The organism is Acinetobacter sp. 70_2 (assembly GCF_056736115.1).
Genome location: NZ_JBWZIP010000013.1, coordinates 143,019 through 156,658 on the forward strand (window position 1 = coordinate 143,019; position 13,640 = coordinate 156,658).

9 protein-coding genes are annotated in these 13,640 nt (G+C 39.2%); 5 read left to right on the plus strand and 4 right to left on the minus strand.

Going from position 1 to position 13,640, the window contains the following annotated elements; translation table 11 throughout:
- Positions 1 to 651: 651 nt before the first annotated feature.
- From AC1PJ9_RS06730 to AC1PJ9_RS06745, 4 genes are all read left to right on the plus strand, one after another.
- Positions 652 to 1,854, plus strand: coding sequence for an acetate/propionate family kinase (locus tag AC1PJ9_RS06730; protein WP_019458067.1), 1,203 nt, complete (start codon positions 652 to 654; stop codon positions 1,852 to 1,854).
- Between the two features lie 35 nt (positions 1,855 to 1,889).
- Entirely contained in the window at positions 1,890 to 4,034 is a 2,145-nt protein-coding gene (pta, locus tag AC1PJ9_RS06735) for a phosphate acetyltransferase (protein WP_311087137.1), read from the plus strand.
- A gap of 226 nt (positions 4,035 to 4,260) precedes the next feature.
- On the plus strand, positions 4,261 to 5,787 hold the full coding sequence (locus tag AC1PJ9_RS06740) for a fumarate hydratase (protein ID WP_151794251.1): 1,527 nt from the start codon (positions 4,261 to 4,263) through the stop codon (positions 5,785 to 5,787).
- Between the two features lie 141 nt (positions 5,788 to 5,928).
- Positions 5,929 to 6,483 carry a DUF2059 domain-containing protein gene (locus AC1PJ9_RS06745; RefSeq protein ID WP_004710671.1) on the plus strand — a complete coding sequence of 185 codons (555 nt, stop codon included), beginning with the start codon at positions 5,929 to 5,931 and terminating at the stop codon, positions 6,481 to 6,483.
- 24 nt (positions 6,484 to 6,507) lie between these two features.
- Here the strand turns inward: AC1PJ9_RS06745 and AC1PJ9_RS06750 are convergent, their stop codons facing one another.
- The 4 genes from AC1PJ9_RS06750 to tig form a co-directional block, all read right to left on the minus strand.
- A complete protein-coding gene (locus AC1PJ9_RS06750; RefSeq protein ID WP_311087138.1) occupies positions 6,508 to 7,224 on the minus strand; it encodes a DUF2846 domain-containing protein in 717 nt (238 codons plus the stop codon).
- A gap of 147 nt (positions 7,225 to 7,371) precedes the next feature.
- Complete coding sequence (gene clpX, locus AC1PJ9_RS06755; RefSeq protein ID WP_002053318.1) at positions 7,372 to 8,685, minus strand: ATP-dependent Clp protease ATP-binding subunit ClpX; 1,314 nt, start codon at positions 8,683 to 8,685, stop codon at positions 7,372 to 7,374.
- A gap of 101 nt (positions 8,686 to 8,786) precedes the next feature.
- On the minus strand, positions 8,787 to 9,392 hold the full coding sequence (gene clpP, locus AC1PJ9_RS06760) for an ATP-dependent Clp endopeptidase proteolytic subunit ClpP (RefSeq protein WP_000289452.1): 606 nt from the start codon (positions 9,390 to 9,392) through the stop codon (positions 8,787 to 8,789).
- Between the two features lie 193 nt (positions 9,393 to 9,585).
- Positions 9,586 to 10,920, minus strand: coding sequence for a trigger factor (gene tig / locus AC1PJ9_RS06765; protein ID WP_263612886.1), 1,335 nt, complete (start codon positions 10,918 to 10,920; stop codon positions 9,586 to 9,588).
- 415 nt (positions 10,921 to 11,335) lie between these two features.
- Between tig and AC1PJ9_RS06770 the strand changes: the two genes are divergently transcribed.
- Complete coding sequence (locus tag AC1PJ9_RS06770) at positions 11,336 to 13,624, plus strand: TonB-dependent receptor (protein ID WP_311069549.1); 2,289 nt, start codon at positions 11,336 to 11,338, stop codon at positions 13,622 to 13,624.
- Positions 13,625 to 13,640: the final 16 nt, after the last annotated feature.

The window sequence follows — 13,640 nt, forward strand, 5'->3', positions numbered from 1 at the left end:
CATGCAAGTCCTTATAACTCCGAGCAATACTCTAGGCCTTAGCATTAAAGACAAATAATGTTTAAGTTTTAAACAAGAAAATGACTTTATTTTTGACTATATTTACGGGTAAATTAAATATTAATAACTATGAGAAATTTCTCATAATATCAAAGCAATAAAATATCTTTTATAAATGGGTGAGCACTGACTTTTTTATACTTAGTTTGATATTAAAAATGTTTATAATTTATCCTTTTTATCCTATGTATAAACTATTAAAACTTAATTTCAATTACGTATATTATTTGTAATACTCCCCTCTAGTTTGAATAAAATAACAACACTTATTTTTTCTTAAAAAATTTATACCAAATAGTTGAAAATTACATTGATTCAAAATTTACTTTTCATAAATATATACAAAAAACTGTTTAATTCTTCTACAAAAAAACAATAAATACAGTGGTTAAGCTTTATACTCAACGAATATTAGTTATAAAAAATTTGATGGTCGATAGTGCTTAAGTCTAATGGGCTAAAGTCTATCTTGGACAGAAAAACAACACATGTTAAAACATCACAACCTGCTCTAAATGCATGTTGCAATTAATGCCTTTTGATCAGGAAGTTAGGAAAACTATTTTTAAATCAGGACTTGGGTATTTCAACGTGGCTACATCAGTATTAGTTATTAATTGCGGTTCTTCATCTATTAAATACGCGCTGGTTTCAGACCGTCGTGAAGATCGTATTTATGGTTTAGCAGAAAACTTAGGGGCGGCTGATGCTCGTATTAAAGGAATTACAGTCGGTGGAGAACCACTAGAGCTTTCAATTCCTTATGCTGACCACGCCAAAGCTTTAGAAACTTTACTTGCACGTCTTGCAAACTATAAACCTCAAGCAATCGGTCACCGTGTCGTACATGGTGGAAGCCTCACCAAAGCTGAATTACTTACTCCTGAAATTATAGAACGTATTCGTGCAGCCACCCCTCTTGCACCGCTTCATAACCCAGCCCACTTAATCGGGATTGAAGCAACGATGCGCCTATTTCCTGAATTACCTCAAGTTGCCGTATTCGACACTGCATTCCACCAAACCATGCCTGCGCATGCATACCGTTATGCAATCCCTAAATTTTTATATACAGACCATAACGTTCGCCGCTATGGCTTCCACGGCACAAGTCATGCTTATGTGTCTGACCGCGGTAGTGAACTGGCTGGTAATTTCCAAAAAGGCGGTTGGTTAACAGCACACTTGGGCAATGGTAGTTCGACTTGTGCAGTATGGAACGGACAAAGTGTTGATACCTCTATGGGCCTTACTCCGCTTGAAGGTGTTGTAATGGGAACCCGTAGTGGGGATGTCGATCCAAGCTTACACAGTTTCCTTGCAAAAAATCTTGGTTGGGACTTGGCGAAAATCGATAAAGTTTTAAATAACGAAAGTGGCTTACTTGGCTTATCACAACTCTCTAACGATATGCGCACAGTGATTGAAGCCTCTGAAAATGGCAACGAAGATGCGCGTCTTGCAATTGAAGTATTTAGCTACCGCCTTGCAAAATCACTTGCTGCCTTAAGCTGTGGTTTGCCAAGTATTGATGGCCTGATCTTCACAGGTGGTATTGGTGAAAACTCAGCTTACATTCGTGAAAAGACTTTAGCTTATTTACCTCACTTTGGTTTACAGCTCGATAAAGACCAGAACAACAATTTAAAACGTGGCACAGAAGGCCGTATTGATAGCGGTACAGGACCACAAATTTGGGTGATTCCAACCGATGAAGAAGGCCGTATTGCTAAAGAAACGCGTCAGGTTGTAGACGTTTCACAAAATACATCTCCTGAAGTTAGCCTTGCTTAATTACAGAAGTCAAAGAACGTTATTTATAGGTTTATATGAATACAATTTTATTAATTCCTACAGGTGAAGGGGTTGGTTTAACCTCTGCCTGCTTAGGTATGATTTATGCACTTGATTGTAATGGGATTAAAGCAGGCTTTTTAAAACCGTTTTCTCAGGTAGATCAAGAAACTTTAGACCGAACTACATCTTTATTTGGTCATTTATTTCAAGGTAAAACTGTTCAATCCATTTCTCATGAAAAATTAACCCAACGCATTGCGTCAGGTGAAGTCGATGAACTCCTTGAAGAAGCAGTAAGTCTTCATCGCAGTATTGCAGCCGACAATAATGTCATTATTGTTGAAGGCTTATTGCCAAATGGACAAGATCATTTTGCCAGTGAGCTTAATGCCAGCCTTGCCCAAGCTCTCGATGCAGAAGTAGTGTTAGTAAGCACAGCAGACATCCAAAATCCACGTAAAACAGCAGAGAAAGTTGAAGCACACTTACGTCAGTTTGGCGGTGCAACTTCAAACCGAACAGCAGGTGTACTCTTTATGCGTACACGTGGGTTATCTGAGGAAACAGCTCAGATTCCTGTCGCATTCGACCCATCGCTACGTCCAACTGAAGACATCGCAAAATTTACGACAGAACTGCAAAAATACAATCGCTACTTTGGATCAAACGATTTACCCATTATTGGTTTAGTCCCATTTAGTAATACCTTAAGTGTACCTAGAACTTTAGACATCGCGAACGTGATTGACGGTCAATGGGTACATCAAGGCGAAGCGAAAACACGTCGTATTTTGCATTCAAGTTTAATTGCCTCAAGCATTGAATATGAACTGAATAAATTCATTGCTGGCGAACTGATTATTAGCGCATCTGAACGTACCGATGTATTACTTGCAGGTAGTTTAGCAACTAGTAATGGCATTCCTCTAGCAGGCTTGGTACTGACCGAACGTGAAGCTCCTGCCCCTGAGCTTTTAGAGTTTTGCCAAAGCGCTATCAAACAAGGCTTACCAATTTTACATACCCGTTTAAACACACTGGAAACGGCACAGCGCTTATCTGATTTTGGTAATGAAATTCCAACCGATGATACTGAACGTGCCGAGCAAGTGACTCGTTTTGTTTCAAGTCATATCGATGTCGAATGGCTTAAACAACACAGTAATAATGGAGCAACACCACGTCTTTCTCCTTCTGCATTCCGTCACGAACTGGTACAAAAATCGATTGCAGCCAAAAAACGGATTGTCCTACCTGAAGGCGACGAGCCACGCACTATTGAAGCAGCTGCTATATGTCAGGCTCGTGGTATTGCACATTGTATTTTGTTAGCAAAACCAGATGCGGTACAAGACGTTGCAAAAGCACGCGGTATTGAATTACCAGCAGACTTGGAAATTATTGATCCGGACAGCATTCGCAATCAATATGTTGCATCTATGGTTGAACTCCGCAAAGGCAAACTCAATGAGTTACAAGCCAAAGATCAATTACAAGACACTGTTGTTCTTGGCACCATGATGCTGGCGCTAGATCATGTAGATGGTTTGGTTTCTGGTGCAGTTCACACTACAGCGAACACCGTGCGCCCTGCTTTTCAGCTTATTAAAACCGCACCTTCTTACTCACTAGTTTCATCCATATTCTTTATGCTTTTACCAGATGAAGTATATGTTTACGGTGACTGTGCAATTAACCCAGACCCTACAGCCGATCAGCTTGCTGAAATTGCGATTCAGTCTGCTGACTCTGCAAAAGCGTTTGGAATTGACCCACGTATTGCCATGATCAGCTATTCGACTGGTACGTCAGGCACTGGTGCTGATGTTGAAAAAGTACAACAAGCGACTCAAATTGCACAGCAACGCCGCCCTGATTTACTGATTGATGGTCCACTCCAATACGATGCAGCTTCTGTTGAAAGTGTAGGACGCCAAAAGGCACCAGACTCACGCGTAGCTGGTCGTGCCAATGTATTTATTTTCCCAGACTTAAATACAGGTAATACGACCTATAAAGCAGTACAACGTGCAGCAAATGTAGTCAGCGTTGGACCAATGCTGCAAGGCCTAAACAAACCAGTCAATGACTTGTCTCGTGGTGCTTTAGTAGATGACATCGTCTTTACTATTGCCTTAACAGCAATTCAGGCTGAACAACAAGCTGCTGCCAAATAATTAATATCATTTAATCTTTTCTACCTCTCGCCATTTGATGTCCGCTCAAATGGCTTTTTTTATTCTCAAATAACGGCCTTAGCAGTTGGTTGTTCTTAGTTTTAAATCACTTAGCATTGGTCTTATTCGACTTTCGGTCAAAAGATCAACCAATCCCCCACAAGATTGTGTTTTTGTCATATAATTTAGCCCGCTAGCTAACAGCCCGCTCAAGAGATTTTTTGGTATGACAACGATTATCAAACAAGATGACTTGATTACATCAATCAAGGACGCCCTACAGTTTATTTCGTACTATCACCCGCAAGACTTTATCCAAGCGATGAGCCGTGCTTATGATCGCGAAGAAAACAAAGCTGCAAAGGATGCAATTGCACAGATTTTAATTAACTCTCGCATGTGTGCGGAAGGTCATCGTCCAATTTGCCAAGATACTGGTATTGTTAACGTTTTCCTTGAAGTGGGCTTAGATGTTAAATTCGATTTAACAATGAGCTTAGACGATGCAGTAAATGAAGGTGTTCGCCAAGGTTACCTTGAAAACAGCAACGTTCTTCGTGCATCTGTACTTGCTGACCCTGCATTTGGTCGTAAAAATACAAAAGACAACACCCCTGCTGTTATTCACTACAAACTCGTACCGGGTAACAAAGTAGATATTACTGTTGCTGCTAAAGGTGGCGGTTCAGAAAACAAATCTAAACTTGCTATGCTTAACCCATCTGACTCGATTGTTGACTGGGTTCTTAAAACTGTTCCAACTATGGGTGCAGGTTGGTGTCCTCCTGGTATGCTCGGTATCGGTATTGGTGGTACTGCTGAAAAAGCCATGATGCTTGCTAAAGAAGCACTTATGGAAGAAATTAACATGGACGAATTACTTCGCCGTGGACCAGAAAACAAAATCGAAGAACTTCGTATCGAAATCTTTGAGAAAGTAAACGCTCTTGGTATTGGTGCACAAGGTCTTGGCGGTTTAACGACTGTTCTTGATATTAAAATCAAAGATTACCCATGTCACGCTGCGGGCAAACCAGTTGGTATGATTCCGAACTGTGCTGCTACTCGTCATGCTCACTTCCAGCTTGATGGTTCAGGCGTAGCTCATATTCAAGCACCAAAACTTGAAGACTATCCATCTGTAACTTGGGATTCTTCACAGTCTAAACGCGTAAACCTTGATACCATTACTCAAGAAGAAATGGATTCTTGGAAACCGGGCGACACATTACTTCTTAGCGGTACAATGTACACAGGTCGTGATGCTGCACACAAACGTATGGTTGAAATGATCGACAATGGTGAAGAATTACCAGTTGATCTTAAAGGTAAATTCATTTATTACGTTGGCCCAGTTGATCCTGTGGGTGATGAAGTCGTTGGTCCTGCTGGCCCTACAACTGCAACACGTATGGACAAATTCACACGTAAAGTACTCGAGCATACTGGTCTATTCGGTATGATTGGTAAAGCTGACCGTGGTCCAACAGCAATTGAAGCGATCAAAGACAACAAAGCAACTTACCTTATGGCAGTTGGTGGTGCGGCTTACCTCGTATCTAAAGCTGTTCGTGAAGCTGAAGTTGTTGCCTTCGCTGACTTAGGTATGGAAGCAATCTACAAATTCGTAGTTGAAGATATGCCTGTATCTGTAGCAGTTGATGTAAACGGTACTTCAATTCACGCAGTAGCTCCAAAAATCTGGCAAGCAAAAATTGGAAAAATTCCAGTAATCGATGCCGCAGCAGGCTAATCAAGAAAAGCACCGAATTCGGTGCTTTTTTTATGCCTTATAATTTTTTTTGGAAATTGAAAAGAATTGTAACAATTAGTTCGCCAATCTATGTTATTAATAAATACACCCACCCGCCATATATTGTATATAGGTCATTTCATGACTATCCGCCCTATTCTTAAAAATCTCTCAATCAGCCTCTGCCTAAGCTGTATTACAACAAGCTTATTTGCTTCTCCTGCCAAATTAAGTTCAGTGAAAGAACTCATGCAAATGAGCCAAATTGATTATTTGCTTAAAGAATCAATTAATGAATTAACACCTTATTATGATCAACAAGCTGAACAGATCATCACTAATATTACGGGCATCAAAACTTTAGGCCCGAAAGAAAAAGAGGCAGCGAAAAAGTTAGGCTTACTTTTAAAAGATTCGAGTAACCAGCTCATTAGTAGCCCAAAAACTACGCAAGCCTTACAAGATATTTATTTAAAGACATATACTGAAGAAGAAGTTCAGGCAAATTTGAAATTTTTAAAAACCCCAGAAGGCCAATCGATTACGCGTAAAAACGTACAGATTATGGGACAAATTTCAGAATATATGATGGAGCTGGGTCAACAAACCTTTAATGACCCTAAAGCACGTGATCACATGCAAGAAGAGATGCTTAAAATTATTGCGCCATTGATGAAGGATAAAGAAAAGTCTTAACTTTTCTTTATCCTTTGTAGGCCATTACCACGTTAAAGGGTTCCATAACTTAAATGGTTTAATCAGATGGACATCTGACTTCTCATCATATTTAGCTGGTTTTAGCTCTTGCGGTTTATGACGTATTTTTCCTGAAGTATCTTCAGCAACAAAATTGTAGCTAGAAGATTTAAGCTCAGTAAAAGCAATCTCTCTACGTCCAATATTGTCTTGCATTAACATAAATGGGCCAGTGTGTTCACCACGGTCCATTTTATTTTCTTCATCGTATTTTAAATAATAAGACGTTCCAGCATCGACCATAATATCAATATATTTTGGCTCTTGGAAATGAATACCTAATAGAGGCCGACTTGCAGAAATACGATAACTTCCTGCTGGCAGTTCAATCCAGTAATAATGGTTATGCAATAAGCTTGGAATTCGTTTGCCATTTACAAACAAATTGATTGCTGCAATTTCCTGACGGTTCCATTTGGTATCTGGCCGATAGAGATAGACTACTGCTGCATGTTCATTTTGCGGTTTAATCGGTACAAATGTCTGACCTAGCTTCTGGTTTACCCACCCACCCATACTAAAGCCACCCACATGGTATTGATCAAATACACCGGGTGCTTTATCTACATCAACTTTAGGTAAAGTCGCAGTCAGCTCACCTGAATTTTTTGCTAAGTGTGATGAACTTTGGCAACCCGCAAGTAATGCGGTACAACTTAATGCAATAATTAAATAACGCATGACATCCCTCAAAGCGTTTTCTTTTGATTTTTCTATATCGCAAAACTATGCGTATTTTGTTTTTTTAGATTAACACCACCTACATGAATTGAAAACAAAAAAAGCATGAATCACTCGCGCGATTCATGCTTTTTAGATGAATGAAATCTAAGCAGACTTCGAATCAATTACTTTTAAATCTGCCTTAGCAACACTTTCATGAGTTGCTGTTTCTTTAGGCTGGCGTTCTGGCTTGTAAACAGGTTCTGCTTCACCATTAATGACTGCTTCATTAATGAAAACTGTTCCTACATCTGTACGACTTGGTAAGTCATACATTGTTTCAAGTAAAACATTTTCCAAAATCGAACGTAGACCACGAGCTCCAGTATTACGCTCAAGCGCTCGCTTAGCAACCGCGCGTAAAGCTGAATCTTCAAATACAAGGTCAACATTTTCCATGTTGAATAAGTATTGATATTGGCGAGTTAATGCATTTTTCGGTTCTGTCAAAATTTGCATTAAGGCTTCTTCATCAAGCTCTTCAAGCGTCGCAATGACTGGTAAACGACCAATAAATTCTGGGATCAAACCAAATTTCACTAAGTCAGTTGGCTCAACTTGACGGAACAGTTCAGCAATTTTCTTGCTTTCATCTTTTTTCTTCACGTCAGCTGTAAAGCCAATTCCGCCTTTCTCTTGGCGTTGTTGTACAATTTTTTCCAGTCCAGCAAATGCACCACCACAAATAAATAAGATATTTGAGGTATCAATTTGAATGAACTCTTGCTGCGGATGTTTACGTCCACCTTGTGGTGGAATTGAAGCTACAGTACCTTCAATCATCTTAAGCAATGCTTGTTGTACACCTTCACCAGAAACGTCACGCGTAATCGACGGATTTTCAGATTTACGTGTAATCTTGTCGATTTCATCGATATAGATAATGCCCTTTTGAGCTTTTTCTACGTCGTAATCTGCTTTTTGCAAAAGCTTTTGTACAATATTTTCAACGTCTTCGCCGACATAACCCGCTTCAGTTAAAGTGGTCGCATCTGCCATAGCAAACGGAACATCTAACAAACGAGCCAATGTTTGAGCAAGTAATGTTTTACCTGAACCGGTAGGTCCAATCAGTAGAATGTTACTTTTAGCAATTTCCACATCTTTAGACACATGACCAGATTGCCCGACTTTCAAACGCTTATAATGGTTATAAACGGCAACAGATAATGTCTTTTTGGCAAGATCCTGACCAATCACATATTGATCAAGCGCAGCACGTATTTCATGTGGTTTTGGCAATGCCTTGCTCGCCCAGTCACCTGCTTCAACCTGTTGACTGGTTTGTACAAGGTCTAAGCAGACATCTACACACTCATTACAAATATATGCGTCCTCGCCCGCAATCAGTTTCCCGACTTCAGACTGCGTTTTACCGCAAAATGAACAATGTTTTTGTCCTTGAGGATGTTCGGACATATTCTCTCCACAAATAGAATCTTAAATATGAGGGCAAGCGATAGGGTTAAATGACTATATGGAGGCGTTTTCTAACAACTCAAGCCACTTAAAACTCCCCCTTATGGACGCTTACTTAATACCTGATCGACTAAGCCATATTCTTTTGCTGCTTGTGCAGTCATAAAGTTATCACGATCGGTATCACGAGCAATCGTGTCATAGTCTTGACCACTGTGTTCTGCCATCAAACGATTCAAGCGTTCTTTAATAAATAGAATTTCACGTGCGTGAATTTCAATGTCTGATGCCTGACCACGGAATCCACCTAATGGTTGGTGAATCATTACACGTGCATTTTCAAGGCAATAGCGTTTACCTTTAGCACCAGCATTTAATAAGAATGCGCCCATAGATGCAGCCTGCCCCATACAGTATGTCACTACATCAGGTTTGATAAATTGCATCGTGTCATAAATCGCCATACCAGCAGTGACTGAACCACCTGGCGAGTTAATATAAAGATGGATATCTTTATCTGGGTTTTCAGCTTCCAAGAACAACATTTGAGCAACAATCAAATTTGCCATGTTGTCTTCAACTTCACCAGTTAGAAAAATGACGCGCTCACGTAAAAGTCGTGAATAAATATCAAAAGAACGTTCGCCGCGAGAAGATTGTTCAACCACAACAGGAACTAAAGCATTTTCAATTGTTGGAACATACATACGTTATTTATTCCTAAATTTTTTGTGACTTAACCTATGGCAACAATATGCGGGATAATTTCTCAAATTGCAAAAGGTTCGCACTGAAATATTATATTATTTATACCTAAGTACTTAACGACGTACTCAAATTAACCACATACCTAAAAATGAAAAAGGCGCCTAAAGCGCCTTTTCCTGACTTCTCAAAAGATTAGCCCATACGGCGAGCTTGTTGTTCTTTCAATAAGTCTTCGTAAGATACTGCTTTGTCAGTCACTTTAGCAGCAGCTAAGATGTGATCAACAACTTGATCTTCTAATACAACAGCTTCGATTTGAGCACGTTGTTGAGCATCATTTTTGAAGTATTCGATCACTTCAGTTGGATCTTCATAAGAAGAAGCCATATCGTCGATGTAAGCATCAACACGTGATTGATCAACTTCAAGTTTAGCATCAGCTAAAACTTTGCTTACTAATACGCCAAGTTTAACAGAACGCTCTGCTTGTTCTTTGAACAATTCGTCAGGAAGCATGCTCTTGTCAAAAGATTGAGCACCAGCACCACCGAATTGTTGAGTGAACTGTTGAACCATTTGTTGACGTTGACGGTCAATTTCTTGAGCAACCATTGCAGCTGGAACTTCAACTTCGTTAGCAGCAACAAGAGCATCAAATGCAGCTTGTTTAACTTGATTACGTAAACCATTGCGAACTTCACGTTCCATGTTTTTACGAACGTCAGCTTTTAATTTTTCAACGCCTTCTTCTTCAGTAACACCGAAGATTTTTAAGAATTCAGCATCTATCTCTGGAAGTTTAGGTTTTTCAACTTGCTTCACAGTGATTTTGAATTGAGCTGCTTTACCCGCTAAGTTTTCAGCTTGGTAATCTTCAGGGAAAGTTACATCAATTACTTTCTCTTCACCAGCTTTCATGCCAACGATGCCGTCTTCGAAGCCAGGAATCATACGACCTGAACCTAACACAAGTTTAAAGTCTTCAGCAGAACCGCCTTCAAACTTCTCACCGTCGATAGAACCTTCGAAGTCAAAAGTCACTTGCATGTCTTTTTTCGCCATACCCTTGGTTACAGCCCAAGTTTGACGTTGTTTTTGCAAGTTTTCGATCATAGTGTCAACGTCAGCGTCTTTAATTTCAGCTGTTTTACGTTCAACTTCTAAGCCGTCAAATGCTTTTACTTCAACTTCAGGATAAACTTCTACAGTTGCTTCAAAAACTAAAGCATCTTCTTTATGTTCAACTTTCTCAATGTTCGGCATACCTACCGCATTGATTTTTTCTTGTTGAATTGCTTCGAATACGCTGTCACGAATGATGTCATTCACAACTTCTTGATAAATACTTGCACCGTATTCGCGACGAACAACGTTTGCAGGTACTTTGCCCGGACGGAAGCCGTTGATCTTCACAGTTTTGGCAGTGCGCTTCAAACGAGCTTCAAATTGCTCGTTAATACGGCTCGTCGGTACAGAAACATTTAAACGACGGGCAACGCCCGAAACCGCTTCAGTCGTTACTTGCATGGCTTCCTCGATAAAAATTAGTTAGTAGGAACAGTTTTTAAAAAAGTGCTGTATTATATGACAACTTTCAAGATATACAAAATTAACCGATCAGATCAGTAAATTGAAGGCCGTTTTTTCAGTAAATTTCACAATAATTTTATGATTATTTAATTTTTTTTAACTCAACCTTAAGCCAAAGTAATTTTTTAGTTATGCTTCATAAATCTAAAATTACAATTAATTTATCAATAATTATCGCTTTTCATAAAAATTAATAATAATTAATTAATTAGCAATTTTTAGCGACAGAATCCGATTAAATCTTTCATATTTTCTTCACAATCCTATCGGCAAATCCAATTAACACAAACTGTACATACAAATAAGAATTATTATTATTCGCATAACGTTTTATATTTAAGTCCTGAAAGTCATGTCATTGATTAGAACACGTAAAAAAATTGTTTCATCTGCAATCGCATCATCCCTTTCTATGATTGCAACAACTGCAATGGCACAAGAAACTGTTTCACAACTACCAACCATTCATACTCAAGCAACTCACGAAGAATCTTTAAAAGTAGATGAGTCGGCAAATTCAAAATTAGTTGCTCCCCTTTTAGATACTCCAAAATCCGTTTCTATTCTTTCTCAAAAATTAATTAAAGATTCAAACTCTAACACCCTACTCGAAGCTTTACGCTATGAACCAGGTATTACTTTAGGTGCAGGTGAAGGCGGTACCCCATTTACCGATATGCCATATATTCGTGGCTATAGCGCTCAATCCTCTGTCTATGTTGATGGTGTTCGTAATTCAACTTCTCAAAATCGTGACATGTTCGCTATTGAGCAAGTTGAAGTCATTAAAGGATCTTCTTCAGCTCTTGGCGGCGGTGGTGGTGTTGGGGGCAGCATTAACCTGATTCCTAAAGTTGCTCATGAAGGTGATGTTTACCAAGGTAGTGTTCAAGGTGGTACCGATAACTATCGCCATATCCAACTTGATGCAAACAAAGACTTTGGTAATGGTGTTGCTGGCCGAGTTGTAGTTATGGGCCATGAAAATGAAAAAGCTGGTTCAAATGATGGTGCTGAATATGCTCGTGCTGGTATTGCTTCAAGTCTTGCATTTGGCCTAGATACAGCAACTCGTGGAACACTGAGCTACTACTATTTACGTAGTAATGATGAACCAGATGCAGGTATTCCATTCCTTCCTGTTGGTGGGAAACCAATTGATGTAAAACAAGGCATGTATTACGGTTGGAAAGCTCGTGATTTTGATAAACGTGAAAACCATATCGGTACGTTTAAATTAGAACATGATCTCGCTGATGATTTAACATTATCAAATACGATGTCTTACACAAAATCTAAATCAGATTACATCTATACCAATGCAGATGACTCAAAAGGTAATGTAACGAAAAACGGTACTATTTCACGTCGTGCTTTAAGTCGGATTGTAGACACAGATGCTTATAGCGATCAGCTTGCATTAAAAGGTAAATTCAATACTGGTACTCTTAAACACTCTTTTAATACAGGTGCCGAGTGGAGCTACCAACAATCAAATCAAGGAGTTTATACGTTTACAGATGCCTCTGGCACAACATCTACAGTCCATAACACCAGTTGTCCTGTAAGCAGTGCTCTTTCAAATGGCTGGTGTACTTCAGTCAACAACCCAATGAATGGAGCATTTACTGATACTTTAGGTAGCATCAAAAATCAGTATACAACTCGCAGCCGTACTGTTTCTCTTTATGCATTAGATAGCATCGAATTTAATCCACAATGGCTTTTAAATTTAGGCGTACGTTGGGATAAATTCGAAACTGAACGTAAATATAATAAAAATATTTATAAAACTGTTAAAGATATCGATAAAACAAGTACGAGCGGCAACTACACAAATGACGTAAGTATTGCAGCTGGTCAGAAATTCGAAAATGATAGTGACTATTTCTCTTATCAAGCTGGTTTAGTCTACAAACCAACTGAAAATGGCAGTATCTATGCAAGTTTCGCAACTTCTGCAAATCCGGTTGGGGTAGACCAAGGTGATGGTGCAGATGCTTTATCTACTTCTTCTCAACAAGCAAATGATTTATCTCCAGAAAAAGCACGTACTTTCGAAGTTGGTACTAAATGGGATCTATTCAATAATCGTGCAAACTTAACTGCTGCTATTTTCCGTACCGAGAAACAAAATACTCGTATCGCTATTGATGCCAATACCACAACCAATGCTGGTGAAAGTAAAGTTGATGGCTTCGAAGTCGGGTTCAACGGTAAAGTAACCGACAAATGGGAAGTTTCTGCGGGTTATAGCTATTTAGACAGCGAACTAACAAAAGCGGCTTATAACGCAGTTGCACAAGAAGGTAAACCGCTCCCATTCGTCGCTAAAAATAGTGCGACATTGTGGTCTACTTATCGAGTACTGCCTAAGTTAACTCTAGGTGCTGGTGCCGAATACCGCGATAAAGTATTTACCAATACAAATACTGGCACAACAATGCTTGAAGACAAATATTTGCCAACTTATACCATTTACAATGCTATGGCTAAATACGATGTCAACAAGAACGTAAACTTACAGCTTAATATCAATAACATTTCTGATAAACGCTATTTTACAAGTGCTCACCCAGCTCACTATGCATTTGAAGGTAATGGTCGTAATGCTGTTTTAGCCATTAACTTTAAATACTAAAACTTAATTCCATAAT